Raw genomic sequence first — 24,049 nt, 5'->3', positions numbered from 1 at the left:
CCGATAAGTAATTTATCACCGATAAAATTCTATCCGGACACGCCATCATGAACAAGGCCCTCTTCGTCATTCTCGCCACCGTCGCGCTGGACGCCATCGGCGCCGGGCTGATCTTTCCTATCCTGCCGGACCTTTTGGCCGAGGTGACCTCGGGGGGCGATTTCGGCCTGCTCTATGGCACCATGCTCGCCGTCTATGCGGTCATGCAATTCGTCTTCTCGCCGGTGCTCGGCGCGCTCAGCGACCGTTTCGGCCGCCGCCCGGTGCTGCTGCTGTCGCTGGCGGGTACGCTGCTCGACTATCTGGTGATGGCGCTGTCGCCGCTCGGCTGGGTACTGGTGGTGGGCCGCGCCATGGCCGGCATTACCAGCGCCAATATGGCCGTGGCATCAGCCTATATCACCGACATCACTCCGGCCGAGCAGCGGGCGCAGCGCTTTGGCCTCGTCGGCGCGGTGATGAGCATGGGCTTTATCGTCGGGCCGGTGATCGGCGGCGTGATGGGCGCCTGGTGGCTGCGCTCGCCCTTTCTCGTGGCGGCGATGTTCAATGGCCTGAACCTGCTCGTCGCGCTCTTCGTGCTGCCGGAAAGCCACGCCGGTAAAGCCGGAAAATTCGATCTCAAGGAGCTCAATCCGCTGCGGCCGCTACTCTGGCTTTGGGATTTCAAGCCGCTGCTCCCGCTGGTCACCGTTGCCGTGGTGTTTGGCCTCGTCGCTGCCGTGCCCGGCACCATCTGGGTGCTGTATGGCGCCGAGCGCTTTGGCTGGGATTCGGTGCATTTGGGCCTGTCGCTCTCGGTCTTCGGCGTCAGCGGCGCCCTGGCGCAGGCTTTTCTGGTCGGGCCGCTGTCGCGGCGCTTCGGCGATCTGGGCATGCTGATGATCGGCCTCGCCTTCGACGAGCTGGCCTATATATTAATGGCCTTCGCCGACCAGAGCTGGATGGGCTATGCCGTGGCGCCGCTGTTTGCTCTCGGTGGCGTCGCCATGCCGGCGCTGCAGTCGCTGCTGACCAGCCGGGTCAGCGACGAACACCAGGGCCAGCTGCAGGGCGTGCTGGCCAGCTTGATGAGTCTCGCTGGCATTGTCGGGCCGGTGCTGACCACCATGGTGTTCTTTGCCACGCGGGATATCTGGATTGGCACCATCTGGATCGTCGGGGCAGGGCTGTATCTACTGGCCTCGCCGCTGTTTGCCACGGTGCGGCAGGAGAAGACGGCGTTGGTTTGATCCTCCTGCCTAAACCTGTCAGCACCTGCCGCCATAACCGGACACCGCCTGTCACGCCGCTGTGATAGGCTGTCCCTTCGGCGCCCACCTGCAGGACTTTCCCGTGAACAAGGCTCTCGTCGTCATTCTCTCGGCCGTGGTGCTCGATTCCATCGGCATCGGCCTGATCTTTCCGATCCTGCCCTCCCTGCTGCGCGATGTCGGGCACACGACCGAGGTCGCGACGCTGCTTGGGCTGATGCTGGCGCTCTATTCGGCCTGCCAGTTTCTGTTCTCGCCGATTCTGGGCGTGCTTAGCGATCGTTTCGGCCGCCGGCCGGTGCTGCTGCTCTCATTGGCCGGCGCGGCAATCGACTATCTGGTGATGGCCTTTGCGCCGGAGCTGTGGCTGCTGGTCCTCGGCCGCGCCATTGCCGGCATCACCAGCGCCAACATGGCCGTGGCCACCGCCTATATCACCGACATTTCCAGCGAAGACGAGCGGGCCCGGCGCTTTGGCTATTTCCACGCCATGTTCGGCATCGGCTTCATCATCGGCCCGGTGCTGGGCGGCATTCTGGGCGATATCTGGGTGCGGGCGCCGTTCCTGCTGGCGGCGCTGCTCAATGGCGTCAATTTCGCCCTGGCGCTCTTCGTGCTGCCCGAATCGCGCAAGGGCCAGCGCGGCGCGGGCTTTACGCTGGATACGCTCAACCCCTTCAAGCCGCTGCGCTGGGCGCTGACCTTCAAGGCGTTGATTCCGCTGATGGCGATCTTTGTCATCCTCAACTTCGTCGGCACCGTCTATGGCACAGCCTGGGCGGTGTTCAGCGAGGACAGCTTTCAGTGGAGCGGGCTGATGATCGGCCTGTCGCTGGGCGCTTTCGGCATCTGCCACGCCCTGGCCCAGGCTTTCCTCACCGGCCCGGCCGTTGCCCGGCTCGGCGAGCGCTGGGCACTTGTCGTCGGCATGGCGTTCGAGACCGGCGCCATGCTGTCGCTGGCCTTTGTTGCCCATGGCTGGGTGCTGTTCGCCATGGCGCCGATCTTTGCCCTGGGTGGCATCGGCATGCCGGCGCTGCAGTCGCTGGCGACGCGGCAGGTCGATGCCGACCGGCAGGGGCAATTGCAGGGCGTGCTGGCCAGTCTCGTCAGCCTTGCGGCGGTGTTCGGACCGCTGTTTTTCAGCTTCATCTACTATAGCCTGCGCAGCAGCTGGCCGGGCGCGATCTGGCTGGTTGCCGCGGGTGTTTACCTGCTTGCGCTGCCGCTAATGCTGGGAATCAGGCGGCTGCCAAAACCCTTGCCGGAGGGCGCCAAATAGCCGCGGCAGCATGTGCAAAGCCCGGAAAACCGGCGAAAAACTCCAATCCGGTCTTGCCGAGCCTTTTTTTCCGGTCCATTAACGTTGCTGCACCGTCCGGCCTCGTGAAAAGCCCGGAAATCCTTGCCTTTCGTTCAGAATCGACCAAGGGTTGCCGCGTTTTAAGGATTCGCCAGCGAGGGCGGACAAATCCACTGTGAGGAAACGCTATGAACAAGAACGATCTGGTTGGCGTCGTTGCCGACAAGGCTACGATCACCAAGGCACAGGCCGCTGAAGCGGTTGACGCAGTGTTCGAGGCAATCACCGGTTCCCTGAAGGCTGGCGAAGAAGTTCGCCTCGTCGGTTTCGGCACGTTCGCCGTGTCCGCACGCAAGGCATCGACCGGTCGCAACCCGGCCACGGGCGCTGAGATCCAGATCCCGGCCTCCAACCAGGCCAAGTTCAAGCCCGGCAAGGGCCTGAAGGACGCGATCAACTAAGATCGCCTCTATTACGCTTCAGATGGGCCCCGTGCGCTTGCGCCGGGGCCTTTCGTTTGCCGGTTAGGCGCTGCCGGGAATTTGCCGGTTGACGACAGCCGGCCATGGCCCTAATCAGGGCCACCTTGCCAAGGCCCATCGGGTCCGGCGGGCGATTAGCTCAGTTGGTAGAGCGCCTCGTTTACACCGAGGATGTCGGCGGTTCGAGTCCGTCATCGCCCACCATTCACCATTCCATGCCGTCGATGCTAACAGTGTGTTAGCCAAGTGTGAAACCGCGCTGGCTTTCGGGCAGGGCGCGCTATCTTCATGCACCGCATCAGCAAACGCTGGCTAATGGCTGGCATGAAACGACTTTTCCACAGGCTGAAGCGACATTCTTGAAAATGTCACGTGGAACGTCTTTTGGTCGCTTGACTTGCCGATAGGGGCTGGGTAAACGACACCCACGTTGCGCGGATGACTTGTTCGCAAGCGCTGCGGGAGTAGCTCAGTTGGTTAGAGCGCCGGCCTGTCACGCCGGAGGTCGCGGGTTCGAGCCCCGTCTCTCGCGCCATTCCTTTCAATGACTTAGAAGGAATGGCGGGATCGAGTTTCAACTCTCCCCGTTGGTCAGTTTCAACTTTTTGAACTCGTTTCGTTCCTCCCCTAGCTTTTTACGTCCTATTCTCCTAGCGTCATCCGCAGCGCGGACGGCCGCGATATTGACTGGCATGTAGGTCGCCTGGAGCTTTTTGTTCTCGTCGATGCTGTTGCCCATTTTGGCCGACAGCGACTCGACAGATGCACCACCCGCGTTGGCCTCGACCGCGCCAGAGCGACGTGCATCCATCAGCCGCCTCTTGTCGTCCGGGCCGAAAACCCGTAGACGGACATCGCCAAAATCCGAAACCAACGAGTCCTTTGTGTAAGGAACGCTGTTGCGGGGACGGCCACCCTTCGACGTCGGTGCGTATCCCTTGGTGCGGAATATCGGCGCCTCCTCATGCAGGTCATAGGGCAGGGAGCGGATGTAAGCCTCAACCAGACGCTGCGTGCGCCTGGACAGAGTGCCTATGGCGTTCTCGCTGGTTTTGGCACGCTCTATCAAGAACACCAAGTCGCTGCCGCTGGTGGCCGCCTGCGAGGGCGTGAGGGTGCGAACATCGACTGGTGAGAAGCCGGTGTCCCACGCAACCGCTATTATGCATGCAAGTCCACCATAGCCATTGCGCCAGGCATCCTTCACCAGCCGCACCACTTCGAACTGGCGCCACGTCTGTGTGCGACCCGCGATCGACTTCTTGCGGATGGAGAGAGAAGGGTCTTGGCCAGCCACGCAGAATTTGAGGGCGGCCAGAACCTTATACAGTGCCCGCCATGTCTTCATGGCCCGGCCAGCCTCGCCGTCACCTTTTATGGCGCACAGGTGGGCATACCAGCGGTCCAGCAGCTCGAACGTAATCTTGCTGGGATTGTCGCGGCCGAATACCGGCTCGATAAATTTCCACCCGCGCTCCCAATCTTCTTGAGTGCGGGGCGGTTTGCGCTTCCACTCATTGCTGCGCTTAAAGCGAGCAAACCCATCACCGACACTATTGGATGGATAGAATTGTCCGGTAATCGGCTCGTTACCCTTACGTGCCTTCTGGTAGCGCGCCTCCCACTGGTAGGCCAGCGCTTTCGCCTCCGGACCATGCAGGCCCAGAGCGACAGTCTGAAAGCCCATCGCCTTCATCGAAGGCGTGGGCATCCAATACGCATACTTGCCTTTGCGCAGAACATAGTGGGGAGGTCGCTCGTCAGCCAAGGCGGGCAAGCCTCTCTTCAAACCCTTCATGTGGGTCTGACTCACTGTTGGAGGAAGGCAGCAGACCCGAAGCGCGGTCCATCCACAGGTCCATTGCCTTCAGGTCGTAGAATCCCGTAATGCGGTTCGCGCGTGGCAAGCCGGCGCCTTCCAATGCGGAAAGTTTTTCGCAAAACTCGGATGGCGTCAGACCCAAACGGCGCGCCGCCTTTGAGGCAGGCACCATCCGAGGATCCACGCGGAACCTGACAGAACTCGATTCTGGATTGTCGTTTGCTGCGTTCGTTGTTGCCATGGTCTCGGCTCCAGGAAAGGGAACAGGCGGTCGGCGGGGGAGGGATGGGGTGCACCTTGTGGGCGGCCAACCGCCTGATTACGCACGAGCTCAGCGTGGCTGTTTGCTCGGGAAGGGTTCGGAAAAGGCCTTCTGAAATTCGCGCTCGAGCGTGCCGATCTCATCCAGGGCGGCATCAGCTAGACGGAAAAGCGCTGACGCAGCGCGCTCGTCAAAAGCATTGCCAGACGAAAGCGCTCCGGTGATGGCGATCAAATAGTCCCGAACGAACGCAATACGCGGTTCGGCGTCAACGAGGAAATCCTCTGCAGTTGTCATTCGGTGGCCTCCGGTCGAGCGCCATATGCCTCGACTTCTATCGACACCATTACACTCGATTAATCAAGAGTCAAACTATCGATAGAAAAAGTGTCGATTAATCGGTAGGAGTGTCGTGCAGTTGATTGCAAGGAATAGAGAATGGCGAAACCCGGCGAATTGGCTATGTTGATCGCGGACATTTTTGGGGCTGAGGAGCCGACCGTTCGGCAACAAGCCCGCGTGCTTCGTGATGCCGGACTGATGTCGAAGGAGAAGGCTGGCCGCGGGCTGGGGTCCCTTACTTCCCGTGACGCTGCCCATCTCCTCATTGCCGCTGCGGGAACCAGATCCGTTGCGAAAAGCGTGGCGCTGCTCGATCGGCCGGGCCGCTTGGTATCTGGTGACGGGAAGTGGTCGCCCGGTTTCGTTGAAATTGCCGAACTCAAAAGGCTTGCGAGCGACCACACGTTCGCCCAGGCGCTTGAAGCGCTCATCGACTCTGCCGTTAGTGGCACGCTTCAGGCCGCGGCGCAGGCGCTAGAACAGGGCTCTGTCGATTTGATCCACGATCTCTCACCATTACTAAACATCGAGGTCACCATCTATGGCCCCACCCCACGTGGCGCTATTCTGATTGAAGAACTCGTCACAGAAACCGAAGGCGGCCGTTATCGCTACCGAGACCATTTTGAACGGCATTTCTATGGCAGCAGGCCAGTGGGTACCAAGACCGGGAACCTGGCGCGGATGGATGTTCCCCGGCCAGATGAAATGGATTCGGATTTGCGAACCGCAGCGACGTTTTCACTCAGAACAATTGCGTCGATAGGACAACTTCTATCTAGGGACCGATCGGCTCAGACCTAGCTTCGATATGCTTCAGATGACCATCGGACCATTGATCCGATGACTTCCGGATAAGTGTTGCAGAACTCCATATCTCCGGCTCAACTTGAGGAGGTAACGGGGGCGTTTGAGGGGGTACCTCCATCGGAGTGATGGGCCGATGGTAGTTCAAGCAAGCGAACACGCTTATCAAAGTGTTGTCCACAATATCGTTGAGCGTATCTGCGCTTATCGCAAAAAGTGGCTTCCCAGCGAGCGTCGGCCACGCTTCGCTATCTACTATGATCATTGCCCCCACAACACCTCTCCGCCTGTCGGTCGCACTCGAGCACGCCTACCCGTTCGGCGGAATGACGGTATCCGGCCTGCGTCTTGAGGCGTCGCGGGGGAGACTGACGATCGATGCGCGCCGGCTGTGGTCGCGAACTGCCCTAGAGAAGGCATTTGCGGCCTTGCCTGGCGATGACAGCGACCAGGATGATGAGTGGGCGGTGTCATGAACGGGCCCGACCTACGACCTGAAGTTCGAGTCGCCTACATAAACCCCGACGGCACCATCGACACCACTGGCCAGGAGGCGTTCGGGTATTACGAGTCGCTACCCTGCCCCGGTGACGTCATCGTTGAGGCGTCTCTTCTGGACGGAGCGCCAGAGGCAGTGGTCGTCGTCGGCCGGCAGCTGATCATTCCAGATCCTCAGGAGCCACGGTGGTGGATTATCGTCCGTCCGGCGTCCTCTGGCTACTGGCGTGACGTTTGGCAACTGGACGTCGAAACGAACCAAGCCTTTGCCGAGATGCGAGAAGAGCAGAGCCGAGAGTTCGAGAAGAGTCTGCGTGCCGCCAAGCGCAAAAAGCCGAAATGAACGCCCTCACACTAACCCGCCTCCAAGCCGCCGAACTCTGCGGACTGTCGCCGTCGGGCTTTGATGTCTGGGTTCGCCGCGGCATCGTCCCGCCACCTATAATGGGCACGAAACGATGGAGCCGCGTTCAACTGGAACGAGCACTAGCCGGGCTGCCGTGGGTGCCGCCTGAAGCCAACGTGAACCTGCAAGACCGCGGCCAAGCCGAATATGAGGCATGGAGTGCGGACAATGACGAGCGAGACAAGCACCGCCCGCTTCACGGTCTGAACCAGCGGGAGGAAAGAACGCTAAGGTCGCTCGTGAAACTTCAAGTTTCCAATGGCCGGGACATCGCAGGCGCTGGACTTGCAACCTTCGATGCTCTTTGCAGCAAAGGCCTTGCTCAACGGGTGACACAAGGCTGGGAGCCAACGGTGGAAGGCATCACGGAGATAGGGCGCACGGACACTTGGCTGAACTGGCATAAGCGCTGATCGCACTGAGGTCGCCACGCCGGCGAGACGCAGCGATGTGCCGTCGGTAACCAGTTCAAACCCAATTTCCTTGACACCTAGCCCGCATGTTCCTATTTTGTTCTCAACGATCTTAGCAAGCCAATGAGGAGAACGAACATGCATTTTCAGCAAATTGCCTCGAGCGGATCCACCGGCTACGGGATGACCATGGCTTGCAACGGCGTATTTCTAATGCCGGCCTATGACATTGAGAACGACTGCGCAGCAGAAGACCTCTGGTATATGGTCCACCACAGCAGCATGGAAACGTTGGCAACGCTGACTACATCACCTGACCGTGCGCTCAAGATAGCGATCGAGATTGCAAACTTGCGGGAATGGACAGAAGTCGAGGCGCCAGAGTTGTCCGGAAAAGATTTTACTGAATTGCTTCAGAAGTTTGCTGGCGAAATTGAGCCACCAGAACGAAGCTCCCATGACTGGGAAGAGTATGTTCCCTACGGGTCCGCCGCCTGAAGATTCTATGCTTGTCAGAAGCTGCACAAGTAGATTTTAGATAGGCTACGCTGGAATAGCCTGGTACTGGTGCGTATTATTTCGTATCTCGTACTTATTGACAACGCTCCTTAACCAATAGGTAATACCCTCGTTAGTGTTTCACTTAACTCTGGGGGAGATTGTGAACAGTGAAAGATGTATTTCTCGAGCTAACAAGCCGAGAGCGTGATGTTGCTCGTCTGTTGCTTCGAGGGTTAAGTAACAAAGAGATGGGCAGAGCTCTCAATATCTCCAGTAGGACGATAGAGGTTCATCGACAAAGGATATTCCTGAAGCTAGACGTGCGGAATGCAGTTCAATTGGCACGTATAGTTTCGGAAAACAGCGATGAGACATCGGCTATCTCGGGAGAACAAACAGAAGATCTGGTTAAAATGCTAGAGCAAGCGCCGTCAACGTCCGAGCCTAGCGTCACAGACCGCGTGCTGGGCGCCGCTCTGTTGAAAATTGAAAGAATTCAAACTCAGCTGGATGAGATCGCTGAGCGTTTCAGGCTTATGACGACAACTTCAAAAGAGTGACTTTGTTTCAGTCTTCAATAAGGCCGTGATACCGCTGACAGCGCCGCCCAATGCAGCGCGACGCTAACGGACAACCTAGGCACCAGAACAGCAATACTGCTTGCCAGCGGCCACGGCTGACGTTGCAATGCTGGCGCCAGCCACAACTGGCCCGTTGAGGTTGTTGACTCGGGTTCGAGCGCGCAAGATTACAGGGATAACCTGCAGCAAATGGACAGACCACCGACCATCGACCAACACCAGGTACGCGAACAAAAGCGCCTCGAGCAGATGCTTGCTGAGCTGGACGCAATACCGGCACAACGCAGAATAGATGAGCTGGCCGACGAGCGTACAGATACCGTTCGCGGGTTGATGCGTGACATCAGGAAAACTGGCCTAGACACCAGGCGGTAAGCATGCCGTTTGGGCTGTCCGCAACTAACAATTGGCGGCACCGTTACCGCGTCAACAACAGCAGCCCAGCTGCGCGATCTCCAAAATCCTGACCCCGGCGACGCCCCCTCGCCAGGGTCGATTTTTAGCTGACGACATTCACAACTAAGCGAGACGAAGACGAAGGCCATTGCAGCGACTTGATTGACGCCTCCTCTACCCGGCGAGGAGAATAAAAATGCAGGTCAACGTCCTAGTCCGAGATGGTGCTGACGCAGAAGCGACACCTTTACTCGTATTGCCTTTCGGTCCGAGGGGATCAATTCCGGAGCACTTGAGAGCAATGCGCTGGCGAGAACTGGCCACAGCTACCACGGACGATCGATTGCTGTGGCCCGGTCAGACGAGGATCGAAGCCGATATTGAATGCGATGGCTACTCGTTTCTTGCCATCTAAAACTGGTGCAGGGTGGAGCCCGCTCAGTGCCGCGTTTATCCGCCTTCCGATGTGCTGCTGCAGTTCTTGGCTGCTCTGTGCCGCAGGTGCAATTGGAGGCTTCATCCTGATCGGACTGGCCGCCATTTTTGCATGAGATGGGTCAGCGCTGATGCTTAACTAGGATGCATCTGGCTGGCTTGGCAGCGGATCCCAATCGTCGCCGTTCCACACCTGGCGCGCGTCTTCTGGTGGGAAGGGCACCTCGATGGATCCGGCTGGAGGCTCGGCACCGCTAAAGCCGCCCACATAGCCGCCAGCAGCGGTGCGAAAATATTTTGTCGTCACGCCCATGCTCGTGCCCCAAAGTACCAATTGGCCCCGGTTCCGATCGCAGTGGCGCCTGTGGTTTTGTGGTTGAACACAAACCCATTGCTCCCAAACCGCACGAGCAGGTTCGTTGAGCCGCTGTATTCGACGGCAAAGCCATAAACGCTGCTGGCTCCGTCCCAGTTATTATGGGGCGCCTCGATAATGTCTGCGGCAGCGTAACCGGCGGTGGCTGTGTGGCAGATCAGGTATGCCGACGTCAGTTTGGGCGCTACGCCCAGACCATGAGCCAGAGTAAGCGCGCCACCACTGACAATCACTTGAGCGCCGCTGTTGTACTCTTTCGTGAACGGAGCACTGGCCCACTCGGGCGCGGTTAGACCAGCGTTCTGGCGGAGCACTTGGCCGGCCGTCCCCTTGGGCAATCGAGTAATGATTTGGCCGGCGCTAACGTAAAGCAAATCGCCCTCAGCAAGGGCGGCAGTTCCGCCCTCTGCAAAACCGCGAACACGGTCTGCTGTTGCCTTTCGGCTGTTCAAGCCTTGGACGAGATGGAATCTCTCTGCGCCGGTAAGCGGTAGGGTTGCGGAGGCGAGATCATCAATTGTCTTATTTGCCATTATTCGTCACCTCTGCTTCATCGCCCTCGAGAACAAGCCTGTGGTCTGCTAAGTCGCCCTCGAGCAAAATTTCGCCGACCTGCTCGTAGTCCTCGTAAATAGGTAGGCCGAGCGAGCTCGGCGCCTTGGGTTTGTCAATCTCAGTCTTGGTCGTCATGGTGCCTCCATGGCAAAAAAACCCGGCGCGATGGCCGGGTTGTGGTTGATGAAAGCCCGCGCGAGACGGGCGGTGGGTGGTTGATTGAAAAAGGTCTTTGGAGTCGCCACATACGCATCAGACGGAGGGCTGTGCGATGGATTGGCTACTGGACTTGATGCGCGACTTGGATGTCTCGCCGTTCTTCGCGTTTTTCGATGCAGCATCATCGACGGTGGCAGGCCCTCTTAAGAAGGCTGTTGGTGCGAGCGCCGAAATTACCGCTAATGCCGGTTGCGGCATTGCAGAAAGCACGCAGGAATCGCTGTCGCGTGTTCAAGACTGGCCGGAGGTCGCAGAGCTGCTGCCTCCGTTCGAACCTACTCAGATCCACGCAGACATGGGCTGTGACTTAGAGACCCGTTAGACCGGCAGAGGCAGGCCGCATCCTTCTCTCAGCGTTACCAGAAATGGCTTTGGTGAGCAGGTCGCCCGACACTGCAGGGGACGACACCTGTGTCGATTTCTGTCCCGGCTAGAAATTTGGGGCCGTTTTCGTCGTCGAGAAATCCCAATGATTAATGAGGCGCAAACAATTCCGCTTGTGCGAGGTTGATTTGTCATGCTTACTCAGCCCATTACTGGGGGAATTTCATGTACTGTAAAGTTGCAATCGCGCTTGGCGCGATAACGATGCTTGTTGCCTGCGCAAAGGCTCCGGAGTCTATTGCGCCTTCCTACGTCTCCGAGATTCCCTATCAGTCTTACTCATGCGCCCAGCTCGGCCAGGAAAAGGCTCGTCTTGAGCAAGCCTATACTGTGACCGCCAAGGCACAGAACGATGCACGCACCGGTGACGCCTGGGGTGTCTTCCTCATCGGGATGCCTACCTCGAGCCTGTCTGGGGGCAACGTTGCTGCGGAGGTAGCAAGCCTCAAAGGGCAGATGGTTGCAGTCGACAAGTCGATCATTACGAAGAACTGCCGGTCGTTGCCTGGTGCTCCAGCATAGATTTTTGACGCGAGGTATCAGATGAACAGGTTACTTGCCGACACACTTGGGGTTTTGAACGGCGTTCTAGCCATCGTGATTATCTTGGGGGGCGCAGTAGTGGGGATGGGCAGCACGTTGGGAGCTGGCAACCGCATCGTTGGTCTGGCCATTGGCTCGGTGGCCGGTTTCTTCATTGCGGGCGGTCTGTGCGGTCTCATCGCATTCTTGGTGCTAATCGAGAGCCACCTCCGAGATATCGCCGACGCCACGACGCAGAGCGGTGCACGAGACTAGTGCCAGCCACTCTTTATCGTATATCGACTACTCCATATCCCGGCCCTCTTGCCATTCACCATGGCGGGGTCGGCCAATGTATCGTGACCTCAGAGCCGCACACTTGAGCTCAAGAACAGATGTGTGCTTTGGGGGGAAATGGACACATCTAGCAGGGCATGCCACTCATAATTGGTCAAGAATCAAGCGGTGGTTGAGTTGGTTGACTATGCCTCAAAGATCCACCGCATCGTGTCCGAATTATCGGATCAGTCAGACTTCGGACGCCGCCGCGCATACGAGCGTTTACGTTCAATTTTGACCGTCGAACTTTCGAAACTGCCTCATCTTTCACACAAGGAAAGAGTGAGAACGCGCTTCATGTTGGAGCAGGAGATCCGAGAGGTAGAGTATCGAATTGTGATACTCCGATCGGATGCAATGGTGGCGCCCGCATCATTTTCGACTGCTGACAAGGAGTCCGTTGCCTTAATGCGCGGCGAACTGGAATTCATTCTGCGTGGTGACACTGCCCAGATGAACGCAGGCCCTACCTACGATGTAATTGATGGCAAGCTCGCTCGGCTTCCACAAACTGCCCCCCTTGCCGAAGTTAACAAGCAGCGAATAGTTCACATGAGGCTTGCCGCAAGCTCCTCGTTGCTCGCAAATTTACTCGAAAAGTCAGCAAACCAGTATCCGGTACTCTCGAGAATCGCGGGCGAGTACAACGATCTGTTGGGAGCGGATACCTCCAAGCTGGACGTCACATCCCTTTGGTCCGTAGGTACGGCATTGGCTAACTTACATGGAGCCTACAAGAGCCAAGATGCATCCAAAACGCTCGCCACGCCTTTAGAGCCAGACTGCGCCGCAATGCTTGAGAGCGTGGTGCGTGAACACGGCGCGTTCATTATGGGTTTTGACGTGGCTCGCGACCTGATTGAGCGGGCAGACCAGTTTGCGATGAACACGGACCTGCTGAAACACTTACAGAAGACCGGTTCCGGCTTGTTGGACGAGCTGGCTGATAACAAGGAGCTCATCGCGCCAAAGACGCTCCTCGTTCACCGGTCTATCCGAGATGCAGCGAGCGAGACTGGATGGTCTTATGGCCGAAGTGGTTTCGACGCCTACATTACTGTTCGCAACGCGGTTGGGTCTATCATCCGTGCTTCCGTGGGATCCGACGTGAGCATGCTGAGCTTCTACGGCCTAGCCTCAGCCACCGCAGACATGCAAGGCTTGGCCACCAGAGAGTTTTTAGCTAATGGCGCTTCGATGCTGTTGGCACACGGGCCTGCGCTGCAGGCATTCTTTGCGCACTCGGTGGAATTCGCGTCGTATATTACCTGGGCGCTTGACCTACTTGAACGAGACCGCAGATTGAAAATAGACGTTATGCGGACCAAAGTATCAGCCCATTAGCTGAAATACTTGTCGGCTAAACTGTCTCCTTCTTCTTCAACAGACGGCATCTCCACTCGCTGAGCATCGGCTGGCGTTGCGCCAAGCTGGCCAAGGCATAACCGTAGCAGGTTCATGGCGGTGACCGAAGCCGCGCCGGATTGAAGCTGGGCCATCAAGTTAGCAGTGATGCCAACGATTCCAGAGTGAGAGCGGTTCAGCCAGGGCAGCGTGCTAGCAAGGTCATCCCAGGCGGCGCCCTGGTCGGGAGTTAACCAGTTGGGCGGTGGACCTAGTGGCTCGGCCGTGCCTGCCGTATTCGAGCCGCCTTTGTAGCGCGCTGGGTGGTTCAATATAGCGCCAGTGGCGCGCGCTTTCGCGATCGGCGTTCTTGGCCGAGGCATAGGACCTCCTGGGTCAGATTCCTGAATTGGCGGGATGTGCGCGTTGGGGGGCGAGCGGTAGCCAAAAGGCGTGGGCGCTGGAGTTTGAGACACCCACCCCTTATACGGCCCGCGCAGGTCGATTGACGGTGAATACCTAAAAGAACTTCGAAAGATTTCTGAGCGTTGCTGCTATGTATCTTTCGTAGGAGAATGTGCAGTGGCAATCGCTGAAGACTTGAAGGAACACGTCAAAAACACTTTCAGACTGCAATGGTCGACCTCAGGGGGCTCCGTAGTTCCTGACGAAACCAAGGTCACGCTGTCCAACACGGGTGTTTATATTGATGCGACAGTTCTTTACGCGGACATGGCGGATAGCACCAAGCTTGTCGACAGCGAGACAGCTGAATTCGCCGGTGAAATATACAAAACCTTCCTCAATTGCGCGGCCCGCATCATCAAGTATCGGGACGGGACTATTACGGCGTACGATGGTGATCGCGTCATGGCCGTATTTGTCGGCGGGTCCAAGAATTCGAATGCCGTCAAGGCGGCTCTGAGTATCAATTGGGCAAGGCTACAAATTATCCAACCAGCACTGGATGATCAGTACGGTGCTGGACGATACACGGTTCACCATACCGTTGGTGTTGATACTTCAAAGCTGCTAGTCGCAAAGGCGGGTGTGCGAAACTCGAATGATCTCGTTTGGATCGGGCGCGCCGCGAATTGGGCTGCGAAGCTAACCACCCTCGATCACGGTACGCCGACGCGTATTACCGGTGAGGTGTATGACCAGATGTCCGAGGAAGCGAGGACAGCCAATGGCGTCAACATGTGGGATCAGCGCAGCTGGACCGCCATGGCTAACCATCGAATCTATGGCTCCACTTGGCGTTGGTCGCTATGATTATCAAGCGTGACCTAGAAGAGTGCGAACGTCATTTGGACCGGGTGCAATCTTTCGTACCACGAGTGGACACGAGGGTCTCTGCACTCTTCGCCATTTCAAGTGCCCAGGCGGCTGTTGCCGCCCTCAATCTGCAAGTCTTTGACTTGACCATTTGGTGGATAGGATTGCCGGCTGCACTGTATTTCTTCACGTTGGCATGGACCTTGTGGCATTTGTATTGGTGCACCCATCCAACATTGAAGGGGGGCGCTGGGTCCCTAGTGTATTTTGGTGAGATCGCAAAAAGGACGGAGACCAACTTCATTGCCGATTTTGGCGGCGCGTCAGCGGAAGATATCAAAAGGGACGTTCTTGCCCAGACTTGGCGCAATGCCCAAATTGTCTCGGAAAAATATGGACACCTGAAGTTTGCCTCGGCAGGAATTGCTGCGGGGCTCTTTCCTTGGTTGGCCATTTTGCTCGCCGCAACCGCGCAACGAGGGATACTCCCAACGTTCAGCTAGAGAACGTATTAGTCACACCATCGCGACCCGCATTGAATCCGCCGCCGAACTCACCATCTAACACTCAACCAGTGCGCGATGCCCCACGCGGCACTGGAATATGAAAGGCCCTGGCGCTTAACAGCAGCCGGGGCCCTTTCTTTTGATAAACAATCAAACTGACTGAGAAAAAGTCCACGTGAGATGGCAAGCGGTGTGGGCGAAATCCTGAAGTTGCGACTTTGCCTAACACCTATGCAGCTCCTACAGCGCGTGGCATTGCTAGCGCACTGAGGGGGCAAGATGCATCGATTCACCAAACTACTGTTGTCTGTTGTTTTCATATCGGGGGCGGCAGTTTTTCCCGCCTCTGCTATATGCATTTCGCCAAGCTTCTACGAAACACCTCCAAATATTTACCTACCCTCTAAGCCGAGTGTACCGTACTGTTTAGGTGAGTATTCATACACGCAAAAGCATTCGTGTGAACCTTATGAAATTGAAGCGTACTTTGACGACGTCGAAGAATACATCGATGAGTTGAATAATCATCACGCAAGCTTAGTAGACTATGCAAACGCCACAGCGGATCACGCCAACGACTACCTAAATTTTGCTAAATGCGAGGCAGAAGAGGTTTCTACCCAACACGAATGAATGGTGTGCGTGGCTAGATTCGTCACGCGTAACGCGCGCGCCGGTGATGGCTTAAGCCATGCTGCCCACAATAAAAGAGCAGGAGTGAAGGCTTGATCAGGCGCTCGACTCGGCAGAGCGTCAAGCCGTCGGACCTGAGGAGGATTTGATGGCGAAGAACGAGAAGACTTCACCCAAGGCTGCAACTGCAGCTAGCAAGACAATGTCAGGGACAGGGTCAAAGAAGGATAGCAAAACAGCTGCCGCTTCAGCGCTATCCCAAACACCTGACAAAGGGAAAAAGAAGTAACTGTGATTGAGTATGGCCCGGCGCTGCCTAAGCAGGGGACTCGCCGGGCCAGTGCCGTGATGACGGGCGGTTGGAACCGTTGGGCCGGCGGGCCTCCCGTCATCTTCAGGACTGAGCTAGCCCCCTCAAATCCCCGCCGTGTTCCTTAGTCTGCGAAGCTGCCGTGCACGAAGCTTTCAGGGCGATAAACCGCAAGCGCTAGGCGCGATTCAATGCGGGCCGTCGCTAGATTCCTCTCGAAGTCATCGACGTTCTCGGTCGAGATTTCGAGCGTTTCTTCCTGTCGCATGAACACCTGGCCCGCAATGTTGAAAGCTCCGACGAGGAATTCGCCCGAGTTCATTACGGTGCTGTCGATGACGGGAAGTTTCCACAGACGGTTCTCCCCGCCCTCCACCACATTGACGTAAATGTACCGGCCATCGGCGTCTTTCGTGAGTTCAAGTTGCGCTAGATCATCGGGGTTGAGCACGATACCGGAGGCGCGATATTCAGCCTTGCGCACCTGAAGGATGGCCAGTCGAAGACGATCAATCCGCGTTGCATCCTGGGGGACGAAGGCCGGAGCAAACTGCGTTGCCTGAGGGATGAGGCCAAGGATATTTGCACCTGTGCCGTCACCGCGTAGTAGCTGCTGCTCCTCTTTCAACTTCAGTCCGTACTTGCCGCGGGTATCGATCATGCTGACGACGGCGGGGCCGTCATCCAACATCTGCTTGGAGATCTTGAAAAGGTGAGCGATCGTCCGAACTGGCGCGTTGGCCATATCGAAAGTTAGGTCCGAATACGGCTTCTGCGTCGTCTCGGCGACTGGCGCCGCGTTATTCGCGAAGCCGGTTTCCTTAACATATTCGATGTTGTTCGAGCTCGTGCGGCCGGGGGCGAGCAGATCCCGAATGGTCATCACGCGCTCTGGCGCCGTGATGATGCCGGCCTGGCGGTCAGCCTGAATTAACGACGTGCCAGCAGAACGACCCGCGCCCACAGTGGAGTTTGCCGTGGTGATAGCAGCGGACTCAACTGCAACCTTTGCACGTGCTCGGCCGCCGTTGAACTGCTTGAAGTCGGGGTGATCGACGAGCTTCTGTGCGATGGACTCGACGAAGGAAGATCCACCAGGGTCGCGCTCGTTGGCAGCACGCTGCTCGAGCTCTCGGACACGAGTCTTCAAATTGTCATTGTCGGCAGCATGCTGCTTACCAAGATCGGTGATAAGGGCGGCAAGATCAGTATCGTTCATCAGTAATCCTTAGGGTTCATAGCCGGCAGCGATAATCGCCCCACAAGCCGCTCGACTATCCGAGAGGGCTTTGATGCGGGCGCTTGCGAGCGCTGCTGGCGTTACGGTTTCTGGCGTAGTGGCTGGGGGAGTGCGACCAAGCGCATTGAAGAGTGCCGACCGCGCTGCGGTCATCTTTTCGCCTTGCACCATTGTGTCTTCCGCGCTGAGCTGCGCGAAGTTTTCGTTCATCGTGCGCCAAACGACTTCTCGTTCTCGCTTCGTGGCGGGCATTGAAACGTGAAGCGGATCCACGCCTCGCATGCCTGCTGAGACCTTGGCCAAGAGCGCCAGTTGCTCTGGATCTGTCGGCAAGGCGTAGAAACCAGGATGGCCTGGTACCTCGCTTAGTGGCTTGAAATTGGTCATGCTGATCCTGGACTGGAGAATGCCGCCGACAGGTCCAAAGAACGGCTTGCCGAGGCAAGCGCGACTATGGTGTTGGCGTTGTGTGGAGAATGGCCGGAAAACTCGAGACCGATCGCTGCCAATGTGCGACCGGGCACGATCACGTGCTTGCCGGCACTGTCGGTCGGTGGTTCGGGGCCATACCTCACATGCGTGCCACCAAGTGTCATCGACACAGAAGGGGGCTCAAGCCGGAGTACCAAGTTGCCGGTAACCGCACTGGCTAGCGCCGGCCCATGCGAAAACATGTCGGTGAGCGCATCGCCGAAGCGTTTGCCATGCTCGTTCTCAAGGGCAGCGAACTCGCGCACCGACTGGCTAGCATTCGCGAGCCCACGATCGGTAACCACGGCAAGGAATAGGTTTGTGAGCTCGATGGCGCCCAGGTCGGGTGGGTATCTGCGCGAACCCTCTGAGGTGGGGAGCAAGTCCGCTTCAGAGGCCCGTTGGACGAGGCTATCGGTTCGACCGCGTGCCACTGCGAGCCGGCGCGCGACGATTTCTGCCGCAGCGCTTTTACGCATGGGCTTCTCCTATTTCTTCAAATTCTGGATTGGAATGCGAAAAGAAAAGCCCGCCGAAGCGGGCCTGTAAGTTGAGGCTGAGGAACCCTCTTAATAATGTACGCTGCCAGCCACCCTTCTAGGGTACTCGGTTAGGCTGCTATTTGATCCAACGCTGCATCAATGGCTTTGACCGCCCAGCGCCTAGCGTACTGGCCGGTGTAGCCAAACTCGGTGCCGATCTGTTCAGCCGTCATTCTGGTAGTGGCAAGGTCCAGAACCACTGCCGTGTCTTCACCTAGTTTCGCCCGAACACGACGTGCCGTGCCGGTACGGGCAAGCTCCGCCTCAATGGCGGCGGCGTCCAACATGCCGCCGGATCCACCGGTGCTCGCCACAGTCCCGCCGATGAAGTAAGCGCCATGTGCCACGACAGCCTTTGCATCTCGCTTGACCGACGGCATCACCCTGGTGTTCGCGATTGCCTCATTAAGCACGCGCTCGGCCGCCAGTGCTTGATCTGTTCGGTCCCACCGGCGGCCTCCGTCAAAAGCAAGCCATTGCGAGGGGAAGGGCGATCCTGGGCGGTCTAGGTATCGCGTGATGTCCGCCGCGGACCGCACCTTTTTTGCCCCACCCTTAGGCCCGGCAAGTTTCATTTCCGCACGACGTTCTATGCCGTTTCGGTCGAACCACCCGACAATCTCATCTTTGCCGACGGGCAGTTTGCTTTTGCTGCGGTGCTTGCCAACGACCAACTGGTTTTGGTGGCGCTCCAGCTTGCTCCAAGCGCCATACGAAGATCGTTTGCATCGAACAGATACACGCCCTGAAGCAGACATGAGCTCATTGACCGTAGGGCGAATGTCCAACAGCAGGTCTACCGCTAGCTTTTCGGCTGCATCTGGCGGCTGCGCAGCATTCGCCTCGTCCTCTTTCGCCTGGTTATCGTTCGCTGCCTGTATGCTGTTCGGTATTTGCAGGGCCCGCGTTGAGTTGATCCACCACGCCATGGCTACAAGGCGACGCTGGTCGCCGGCCTTACTCAATCGAGCAAGCGTTGGGCAGCCCAACACCTGCGGGATGTCGGAATCGTTTTCTGGCATGGGAAGACTGGCCAGCCATGCGCGGCGCTCCGATAGATCAGCGAAGCTAGCTGCAGGACGTGGTTGATTGTCATTAGCCGGCACAAAGCCGTCCGGCGCGGTGAGCGCAAGTGTCATGGAATGTTCCTCGGGTTTTGGTCGGCTCTTAATGGCCGATTCAGAGCGCGAAGCGGCGCTCTGTGCGCATTGTTGGTGGAGTTCGGTTGCTTGCTAGGCAACTCTTCACGGTTGACCCTCGCGCGCCGTACGCGCGTGCGCGCGCTGCGCGAGAGCATTTCCTGTAATTGCATGTGTGCGAGGTTATGGGGCCGGTGTAGGTCACCCAGGGCAGGCGACTTTTGATGGTGTCCGGCTTGCCGCAGCTCCAGCGACAAGATTTTTTGCCCATGGACGTTCGCCGGGTGGAAGGGTCGGTCCCTTTGCAGGCGTCCCGTTATCGTTCTTGGGCAGCATCGTGAACGCCTCGAGCGCGCTGATATAGGTCATGTCATTCTCACTGCCGAAGGCCCAGACACGAACTCCAACCAGGTCTTCGGTTGCTCCAATTTCGCACAAGAGCTCGGCGTACTTGACCAATTCGACCCAACGGCTGTCCGGCTCAAAGCCAGTGAGCGGATCGAAATCGAAATAGTCCGTGACGGTGTCGCCTTCATCAGACTCCAGGTCGATCGCAACGAAGTCCGGCTCGTCGTCATCGGCGGTGATTAGATCTGCAGCAACAATCGTCCATCTCTTAGGGAGTGGGAAAGCGACCGGCGTGGCCGCAAGGCCTACGCCCGGGTCGTCTTTCTCATCTCCCTCTTTAGTAAGCCCTTTAAGCGGGCTACTTAAGAGGGATTCGTTCTGTGGCTGCTGAACGCTATCGTCCGTAGTGTTCTCTGGCCGTAGAGCACCCTCGTTCTGTGGCTGTAGAGCGCTCTGTGGTTGTAGAGCGCTCGGTGATGATAGAGCGCTCGGTGGCTGTAGAACGCCAAGTCTGCCTGAGGCATAAGCTGATGCCGCATATGCCCAGTTCGGGACATAGGTGGTGGGGGCCTTGCCAGAACCCACTTCCCGAGTGAAATAGCCCCATTCAACCAAATCGGTTGTGGCAGTCTTGATACTGCCATGAGTTAGCCGGGTGGCCGTGGCCAGATAGCGATAACTCGACTCTCCTTTCCCCCTCTTGTCGAAGTAAGCCTCTAGAATAGGCCACGCCACCTGGGAGTGGATCATCCTTGATCGGCTGTCCTGGATAATGGCGCCTAGAATGTACCAGCGCGCCACGATTCCGTCGGGTGACGACAGCTCTGGGGGCTTCCCGGATGGGGTGTTTGTTACGACCGCCTTCTTCTGCGGCCGCTTCATGCCGCCACCAGAGCGTCGACCGCCATGACCGTCAAACGCTCGGCCAGCTCTGGCGAAAATGACGCTGCAAGGTTCTTGCCAGCATAGGGGGCAGATATCCGATGGCGGCCGTCCCGCATGCGCAAGACACGCAGTTTATATAGCCTGATATCTGGCGTTACCTCGACGTCGATCAGGCCGATACAAACATGGCCGGAACGATCGCCTTCGTCGGCAAGGGGGTGCGATTGTATGAGCTTCATGAGACTCCGTTACCGCCCGTTTGGGGCGCATGGGTTGGCGACCGCGTCATGCGGTGCTGGGTATTCTGGGTAGGCAAATGAATAGAAGTCGCGGGCAAGGGGAGTTTCAACTAACGAGCCGATTGGGGCCGGTTCCTGCCTGAAAGAAGTTGAAACTGGCGTTGATCGACATAGAGAAGCGCCGGCCTGTCACGCCGGAGGTCGCGGGTTCGAGCCCCGTCTCTCGCGCCACCTTCCCCCTTCATAGCATTGAAGATTTCGGAATGGTGGCGCCGGGCGAGATGCCCTACGCTCTCCTACACTTTCCCACTCTGTCTTTGTATAATTCGTGCAGCCAACGGCCTGTTGCTGCTGGGTATTTGCCTAAGCCCGCGTGTCGTGCGGGACCACCATGGGATTGCCGGTCACTGGATCGGGTATCACCTCGGTCTCCAGCCCAAACACCGCCGAAACGGTTGCAGCCGTAATCACTTGGGCGGGCGAGCCGGCCGCGAGGACCTTGCCGGCCTTCATGGCGATGATGTGCGATGCATATCGCGCCGCGTGATTGAGGTCATGCAGGACCGCCACAATAGTGCGCCCAGCGGCGTTGAGCTCGTGCAGCAGATTGAGCACATCCATCTGATGCGCGATGTCGAGGTAAGTGGTTGGCTCGTCCAGCAAAATGAGCGGCGTCTGCTGCGCCAGCACCATGGCGATCCAGACCCGCTGCCGTTGCCCGCCGGACAGATGCTCGACGCGCCTGTCAGCAAGCTCGGTGACATTGGTGAGGCGCAGGGCGTCATCGACCGCCTGGCGGTCCTCAGCCGACCATTGCCGCAACAAGCGCTGATGCACATAGCGGCCGCGCGCTACCAGTTCCGCGACCGTGATGCCTTCCGGCGCGATGGCCGTCTGCGGCAGCAGGCCAAGCCGCTGGGCGATCTCGCGCGGGGCAAGGCTGGCGATCCCCTTGCCATCCAGAATCATTTGCCCTGCCGCCGGCGCGAGCAGCCCCGCCATGGCGCGCAGAAGCGTGGACTTGCCGCAGGCATTGGGGCCAATGATCGCGGTGAACGAGCCAGCGGGAATATCGAAGGTGAGGTCCTCGACGATGACGCGCTTGTCGTAGGAGAGGGTCGCCGCCTGGCTGCGCAGGGGTGGAGCAGTCATGTCGTTCTCCGGGCTTCTCTGACCAGCAGCCAGACGAGATAGAGGCCGCCAGACACCACCGTCACCACGCCGACCGGCAGGGTGAGCGGAATGACATGCTGTGCGACCAGGTCGGACACCAGCAACATTAATCCGCCGACGACGCCGGTGGCGCCTAGCGGGATCTCTGCGGTGCCTGCCAGTCGCCGGGTAATTTGCGGTGCCGATAGGGCGATAAAAGCAATAGGGCCGGATACCGCGGTCACGGCGCTGACCAGCCCGATGGCGATGACGATGGCCGCCAATCGCGCCGGTCCTATCGCCGCGCCCGTCGAGGCGGCGGCATCGTCGCCGAGCGAAAGCTGCCGCAAGGGTGCACTGACGGCCGGTACCAGACAGAGCAGCATCATGATGCTGAAACCGGTGGGGATGAGCGTGGCGGGCGTGATGCTGTTGAGCGTGCCGGCGCCCCAGGCGGAGGCTAAGAGGGCAACGTCGAGGTCCACCCGCAGCAGCAGCCAGGTGTTGAGCGAGGCCAGCATGGCAGAGACGCCGATACCCACCATGATGAAGCGGAAGCCCTGCAACCCATCGCGCAGGGCCAGCAGATAGATGATTGCGGCCGCGGCCAATCCACCCGCTAGCGATCCCGTCACCAACATGGGCCAGCTGCCACCCAGGAAGACGAGGGCGAGGATCATGCCGCTATAGGAGCCATTGGCGAGGCCCATGATATCCGGACTGGCCAATGGATTGCGGGTGATGGTCTGAAACAGGGCGCCAGACACCGCCAGCGCCGCGCCGAACAGCACGGCGGCCATGGCGCGGGGCAGGCGCCATTCGAGTACCACCGTCCGGACCAGGGCCTCGCCCCGCCCGAGGAAGACATCCATGACTTCCGAGATGGTCAGGGGAAAATCGCCCAGCAAAACAGCCAGGATCATCAGGATGATGACCAAGATGCCAGCGCTGGCCGCGACCACAGCAGCACGCCTGTCGAGGAGAATATTTGTCCGGTCGTGACCGATGACCAGCAGGGACGGTGTTGGGCCCGTGCGGAGCCTGTTTTCCAGTTTCATCACAGGCCGGTCGCCTTGGCGCGGCGGACGAGGCCGATGAGAAGTGGGGCGCCAACGAAGGCGGTGACGACCCCAACAGGCATTTCACTGGGCGGAACGGCGATGCGTCCGACGATGTCGGACAGCAACACCAGGCAAGGTCCAAACAGCAGTGAGCCCATGACGATCTTGCGCTGATCGACACCGACGGCCCAACGCACGATATGCGGCACGACCAGCCCGACGAAGACCAGAGGCCCCGCAATCGCCGTAGCGCCGCCCGCCAGCAGGGTGACCGCGACCAGAACGAAGGCCTGTGTCCGGCGTATATCCACGCCCTGTGAACGGGCGACATCGGAGCCAAGGCTGATGGAGTTCAGCCCCGGTGCGACCAAGGCGGCAATGACGACGCCGCAGATCAGAAATGGCAGGACCGGTAGCAGCACGCTGAAATCGCGCTCCAGCAGACTGCCAGCGCTCCAGCCGCGCATGCGCTCGAAAGCGTCGGGATTGGTCAGGGTCAGCCCGGTGGTCAGACCCGAGAGAACGGCACCCAGCGCCACGCCGGCCATGGTCAGCCTGACCGGCCCGGCGGTTTCGCCACCAGCGGAGCCAATCGTATAGACCACGGCGGTCAGCACCAACGCGCCGAGGCAGGCGAGCCAGACATAACCGGCCGGGGACGAGATTCCGAAAAAAGCGATGCCGACCGCCACGAAGAAGGCCGCGCCCGCATTGACGCCGAGCAGGCCCGTGTCGGCCAGAGGGTTGCGCGTATAGGACTGCACCAGCGCGCCGGCCACGCTGAGGGCGGCGCCGACCATCAGCCCTGCCACAGTGCGCGGCACGCGCTGCGTCCAGATGACATAATTGGCCTCATTGCTGCCATTGCCTCGCACGGCATCCAGCACGGCGTGCACCGGGACCGGATTGGCGCCGACGAGGATCGACAACACTATCACCGCGGCTAGCAGCACGATCGTAGCAAGGATGCAAAGCGGAAAGGCAAGGGTGCGCATGCGCGCATCC

At 58.6% G+C, this 24,049-nt stretch carries 28 protein-coding genes, 2 tRNA genes and 1 pseudogene; 16 read left to right on the top strand and 15 right to left on the bottom strand.

Annotated features, from left to right (window positions below):
* Positions 1–47 precede the first annotated feature (47 nt).
* The 5 genes from tet(30) (at position 48) to BM045_RS14095 (ending at position 3,573) form a co-directional block, all read left to right on the top strand.
* A complete protein-coding gene (gene tet(30), locus BM045_RS14115) occupies positions 48–1,232 on the top strand; it encodes a tetracycline efflux MFS transporter Tet(30) (RefSeq protein ID WP_092184357.1) in 1,185 nt (394 codons plus the stop codon).
* Positions 1,233–1,335: 103 nt separating this feature from the next.
* A complete protein-coding gene (tet, locus tag BM045_RS14110; protein WP_092184355.1) occupies positions 1,336–2,535 on the top strand; it encodes a Tet(A)/Tet(B)/Tet(C) family tetracycline efflux MFS transporter in 1,200 nt (399 codons plus the stop codon).
* A 209-nt stretch (positions 2,536–2,744) separates the two neighbouring features.
* Entirely contained in the window at positions 2,745–3,017 is a 273-nt protein-coding gene (locus tag BM045_RS14105; protein ID WP_046140229.1) for an HU family DNA-binding protein, read from the top strand.
* 149 nt (positions 3,018–3,166) lie between these two features.
* Positions 3,167–3,242, top strand: a tRNA-Val gene (locus tag BM045_RS14100).
* Positions 3,243–3,496: 254 nt separating this feature from the next.
* Positions 3,497–3,573: transfer RNA gene (locus BM045_RS14095), tRNA-Asp, on the top strand.
* A gap of 39 nt (positions 3,574–3,612) precedes the next feature.
* On the opposite strand, the gene BM045_RS14090 is transcribed toward BM045_RS14095, so the two are convergent.
* The 3 genes from BM045_RS14090 to BM045_RS14085 form a co-directional block, all read right to left on the bottom strand.
* Complete coding sequence (locus tag BM045_RS14090) at positions 3,613–4,815, bottom strand: hypothetical protein (protein WP_139198804.1); 1,203 nt, start codon at positions 4,813–4,815, stop codon at positions 3,613–3,615.
* On the bottom strand, positions 4,799–5,101 hold the full coding sequence (locus BM045_RS18760; RefSeq protein WP_139198803.1) for a hypothetical protein: 303 nt from the start codon (positions 5,099–5,101) through the stop codon (positions 4,799–4,801). Before BM045_RS18760 ends, BM045_RS14090 begins: the two co-directional genes overlap by 17 nt.
* Positions 5,102–5,191: 90 nt before the next feature.
* A complete protein-coding gene (locus BM045_RS14085) occupies positions 5,192–5,419 on the bottom strand; it encodes a hypothetical protein (RefSeq protein WP_092184351.1) in 228 nt (75 codons plus the stop codon).
* 141 nt (positions 5,420–5,560) lie between these two features.
* Between BM045_RS14085 and BM045_RS14080 the strand changes: the two genes are divergently transcribed.
* The 5 genes and pseudogenes from BM045_RS14080 to BM045_RS19190 form a co-directional block, all read left to right on the top strand.
* Entirely contained in the window at positions 5,561–6,268 is a 708-nt protein-coding gene (locus BM045_RS14080) for a helix-turn-helix domain-containing protein (RefSeq protein WP_139198802.1), read from the top strand.
* A gap of 475 nt (positions 6,269–6,743) precedes the next feature.
* A complete protein-coding gene (locus BM045_RS14070; RefSeq protein WP_092184346.1) occupies positions 6,744–7,112 on the top strand; it encodes a hypothetical protein in 369 nt (122 codons plus the stop codon).
* Positions 7,109–7,588, top strand: coding sequence for a hypothetical protein (locus BM045_RS18755; RefSeq protein WP_139198801.1), 480 nt, complete (start codon positions 7,109–7,111; stop codon positions 7,586–7,588). The genes BM045_RS14070 and BM045_RS18755 overlap by 4 nt, the downstream gene beginning before the upstream one ends.
* Positions 7,589–7,726: 138 nt before the next feature.
* Positions 7,727–8,086 (top strand): hypothetical protein, encoded by a 360-nt coding sequence (locus BM045_RS14065; RefSeq protein WP_139198800.1) that lies wholly within the window; start codon positions 7,727–7,729, stop codon positions 8,084–8,086.
* Between the two features lie 191 nt (positions 8,087–8,277).
* Positions 8,278–8,442: pseudogene (locus BM045_RS19190) on the top strand (helix-turn-helix transcriptional regulator); the annotation flags it as partial.
* Between the two features lie 1,198 nt (positions 8,443–9,640).
* Here the strand turns inward: BM045_RS19190 and BM045_RS18950 are convergent.
* From BM045_RS18950 to BM045_RS18945, 3 genes are read right to left on the bottom strand one after another with little or no spacing between them, the layout of a single operon-like run.
* The gene (locus tag BM045_RS18950; RefSeq protein WP_170848517.1) at positions 9,641–9,814 is read right to left on the bottom strand and encodes a hypothetical protein; all 174 of its coding nucleotides are present in this window, start codon (positions 9,812–9,814) and stop codon (positions 9,641–9,643) included.
* Entirely contained in the window at positions 9,805–10,410 is a 606-nt protein-coding gene (locus tag BM045_RS14050) for a hypothetical protein (RefSeq protein WP_092184339.1), read from the bottom strand. Before BM045_RS14050 ends, BM045_RS18950 begins: the two co-directional genes overlap by 10 nt.
* Entirely contained in the window at positions 10,400–10,567 is a 168-nt protein-coding gene (locus BM045_RS18945) for a hypothetical protein (RefSeq protein ID WP_170848516.1), read from the bottom strand. The genes BM045_RS14050 and BM045_RS18945 overlap by 11 nt, the downstream gene beginning before the upstream one ends.
* Before the next feature lie 136 nt (positions 10,568–10,703).
* Between BM045_RS18945 and BM045_RS14045 the strand changes: the two genes are divergently transcribed.
* From BM045_RS14045 to BM045_RS14015, 6 genes are all read left to right on the top strand, one after another.
* The gene (locus BM045_RS14045) at positions 10,704–10,973 is read left to right on the top strand and encodes a hypothetical protein (protein ID WP_092184337.1); all 270 of its coding nucleotides are present in this window, start codon (positions 10,704–10,706) and stop codon (positions 10,971–10,973) included.
* Between the two features lie 227 nt (positions 10,974–11,200).
* Entirely contained in the window at positions 11,201–11,557 is a 357-nt protein-coding gene (locus tag BM045_RS14040) for a hypothetical protein (protein WP_092184335.1), read from the top strand.
* Between the two features lie 21 nt (positions 11,558–11,578).
* Positions 11,579–11,833, top strand: a complete 255-nt coding sequence (locus BM045_RS14035) for a hypothetical protein (protein WP_092184333.1) — start codon at positions 11,579–11,581, stop codon at positions 11,831–11,833.
* Between the two features lie 171 nt (positions 11,834–12,004).
* Complete coding sequence (locus BM045_RS14030) at positions 12,005–13,240, top strand: ubiquitin carboxyl-terminal hydrolase family protein (RefSeq protein ID WP_139198799.1); 1,236 nt, start codon at positions 12,005–12,007, stop codon at positions 13,238–13,240.
* A 582-nt stretch (positions 13,241–13,822) separates the two neighbouring features.
* Complete coding sequence (locus BM045_RS14020; RefSeq protein ID WP_092184327.1) at positions 13,823–14,515, top strand: adenylate/guanylate cyclase domain-containing protein; 693 nt, start codon at positions 13,823–13,825, stop codon at positions 14,513–14,515.
* Complete coding sequence (locus BM045_RS14015) at positions 14,512–15,021, top strand: Pycsar system effector family protein (RefSeq protein ID WP_092184325.1); 510 nt, start codon at positions 14,512–14,514, stop codon at positions 15,019–15,021. Before BM045_RS14020 ends, BM045_RS14015 begins: the two co-directional genes overlap by 4 nt.
* 1,070 nt (positions 15,022–16,091) lie before the next feature.
* Here BM045_RS14015 and BM045_RS14010 read toward each other — a convergent pair.
* From BM045_RS14010 to BM045_RS13970, 9 genes are all read right to left on the bottom strand, one after another.
* Positions 16,092–17,186: a phage major capsid protein gene (locus BM045_RS14010; RefSeq protein WP_092184323.1), complete on the bottom strand. Its 1,095-nt coding sequence runs from the start codon at positions 17,184–17,186 to the stop codon at positions 16,092–16,094.
* Positions 17,187–17,195: 9 nt separating this feature from the next.
* Positions 17,196–17,594 carry a hypothetical protein gene (locus BM045_RS14005; protein WP_092184321.1) on the bottom strand — a complete coding sequence of 133 codons (399 nt, stop codon included), beginning with the start codon at positions 17,592–17,594 and terminating at the stop codon, positions 17,196–17,198.
* Complete coding sequence (locus BM045_RS14000; protein ID WP_092184320.1) at positions 17,591–18,157, bottom strand: hypothetical protein; 567 nt, start codon at positions 18,155–18,157, stop codon at positions 17,591–17,593. Before BM045_RS14000 ends, BM045_RS14005 begins: the two co-directional genes overlap by 4 nt.
* Positions 18,158–18,288: 131 nt before the next feature.
* Positions 18,289–19,359 (bottom strand): hypothetical protein, encoded by a 1,071-nt coding sequence (locus BM045_RS13995; protein WP_139198798.1) that lies wholly within the window; start codon positions 19,357–19,359, stop codon positions 18,289–18,291.
* A gap of 201 nt (positions 19,360–19,560) precedes the next feature.
* Positions 19,561–20,589: a hypothetical protein gene (locus BM045_RS13990; protein WP_092184316.1), complete on the bottom strand. Its 1,029-nt coding sequence runs from the start codon at positions 20,587–20,589 to the stop codon at positions 19,561–19,563.
* On the bottom strand, positions 20,586–20,831 hold the full coding sequence (locus tag BM045_RS13985; protein ID WP_092184314.1) for a hypothetical protein: 246 nt from the start codon (positions 20,829–20,831) through the stop codon (positions 20,586–20,588). The genes BM045_RS13990 and BM045_RS13985 overlap by 4 nt, the downstream gene beginning before the upstream one ends.
* Before the next feature lie 363 nt (positions 20,832–21,194).
* Positions 21,195–21,983 (bottom strand): ABC transporter ATP-binding protein, encoded by a 789-nt coding sequence (locus tag BM045_RS13980; RefSeq protein WP_092184313.1) that lies wholly within the window; start codon positions 21,981–21,983, stop codon positions 21,195–21,197.
* Complete coding sequence (locus tag BM045_RS13975; RefSeq protein WP_092184311.1) at positions 21,980–23,041, bottom strand: FecCD family ABC transporter permease; 1,062 nt, start codon at positions 23,039–23,041, stop codon at positions 21,980–21,982. Before BM045_RS13975 ends, BM045_RS13980 begins: the two co-directional genes overlap by 4 nt.
* Positions 23,041–24,039, bottom strand: coding sequence for an iron chelate uptake ABC transporter family permease subunit (locus tag BM045_RS13970; protein ID WP_092184310.1), 999 nt, complete (start codon positions 24,037–24,039; stop codon positions 23,041–23,043). Before BM045_RS13970 ends, BM045_RS13975 begins: the two co-directional genes overlap by 1 nt.
* Between the last annotated feature and the right edge of the window lie 10 nt (positions 24,040–24,049).

The sequence above is a fragment of the Devosia sp. YR412 genome (genome assembly GCF_900110945.1).
GTDB lineage: Bacteria > Pseudomonadota > Alphaproteobacteria > Rhizobiales > Devosiaceae > Devosia.
This window is presented reverse-complemented; position numbering and strand designations above follow the sequence as displayed.

Coding starts and splice junctions, on each gene's coding strand:
- BM045_RS14105 (WP_046140229.1), top strand. CDS start 2,745: ATGAACAAGAACGATCTGGTTGGCGTCGTTGCCGACAAGGCTACGATC.
- BM045_RS18760 (WP_139198803.1), bottom strand. CDS start 5,101: ATGGCAACAACGAACGCAGCAAACGACAATCCAGAATCGAGTTCTGTC.
- BM045_RS14085 (WP_092184351.1), bottom strand. CDS start 5,419: ATGACAACTGCAGAGGATTTCCTCGTTGACGCCGAACCGCGTATTGCG.
- BM045_RS14080 (WP_139198802.1), top strand. CDS start 5,561: ATGGCGAAACCCGGCGAATTGGCTATGTTGATCGCGGACATTTTTGGG.
- BM045_RS14070 (WP_092184346.1), top strand. CDS start 6,744: ATGAACGGGCCCGACCTACGACCTGAAGTTCGAGTCGCCTACATAAAC.
- BM045_RS18755 (WP_139198801.1), top strand. CDS start 7,109: ATGAACGCCCTCACACTAACCCGCCTCCAAGCCGCCGAACTCTGCGGA.
- BM045_RS14065 (WP_139198800.1), top strand. CDS start 7,727: ATGCATTTTCAGCAAATTGCCTCGAGCGGATCCACCGGCTACGGGATG.
- BM045_RS18950 (WP_170848517.1), bottom strand. CDS start 9,814: ATGGGCGTGACGACAAAATATTTTCGCACCGCTGCTGGCGGCTATGTG.
- BM045_RS14050 (WP_092184339.1), bottom strand. CDS start 10,410: ATGGCAAATAAGACAATTGATGATCTCGCCTCCGCAACCCTACCGCTT.
- BM045_RS18945 (WP_170848516.1), bottom strand. CDS start 10,567: ATGACGACCAAGACTGAGATTGACAAACCCAAGGCGCCGAGCTCGCTC.
- BM045_RS14045 (WP_092184337.1), top strand. CDS start 10,704: ATGGATTGGCTACTGGACTTGATGCGCGACTTGGATGTCTCGCCGTTC.
- BM045_RS14040 (WP_092184335.1), top strand. CDS start 11,201: ATGTACTGTAAAGTTGCAATCGCGCTTGGCGCGATAACGATGCTTGTT.
- BM045_RS14035 (WP_092184333.1), top strand. CDS start 11,579: ATGAACAGGTTACTTGCCGACACACTTGGGGTTTTGAACGGCGTTCTA.
- BM045_RS14015 (WP_092184325.1), top strand. CDS start 14,512: ATGATTATCAAGCGTGACCTAGAAGAGTGCGAACGTCATTTGGACCGG.
- BM045_RS14010 (WP_092184323.1), bottom strand. CDS start 17,186: ATGAACGATACTGATCTTGCCGCCCTTATCACCGATCTTGGTAAGCAG.
- BM045_RS14005 (WP_092184321.1), bottom strand. CDS start 17,594: ATGACCAATTTCAAGCCACTAAGCGAGGTACCAGGCCATCCTGGTTTC.
- BM045_RS14000 (WP_092184320.1), bottom strand. CDS start 18,157: ATGCGTAAAAGCGCTGCGGCAGAAATCGTCGCGCGCCGGCTCGCAGTG.
- BM045_RS13995 (WP_139198798.1), bottom strand. CDS start 19,359: ATGACACTTGCGCTCACCGCGCCGGACGGCTTTGTGCCGGCTAATGAC.
- BM045_RS13990 (WP_092184316.1), bottom strand. CDS start 20,589: ATGAAGCGGCCGCAGAAGAAGGCGGTCGTAACAAACACCCCATCCGGG.
- BM045_RS13985 (WP_092184314.1), bottom strand. CDS start 20,831: ATGAAGCTCATACAATCGCACCCCCTTGCCGACGAAGGCGATCGTTCC.
- BM045_RS13980 (WP_092184313.1), bottom strand. CDS start 21,983: ATGACTGCTCCACCCCTGCGCAGCCAGGCGGCGACCCTCTCCTACGAC.
- BM045_RS13975 (WP_092184311.1), bottom strand. CDS start 23,041: ATGAAACTGGAAAACAGGCTCCGCACGGGCCCAACACCGTCCCTGCTG.
- BM045_RS13970 (WP_092184310.1), bottom strand. CDS start 24,039: ATGCGCACCCTTGCCTTTCCGCTTTGCATCCTTGCTACGATCGTGCTG.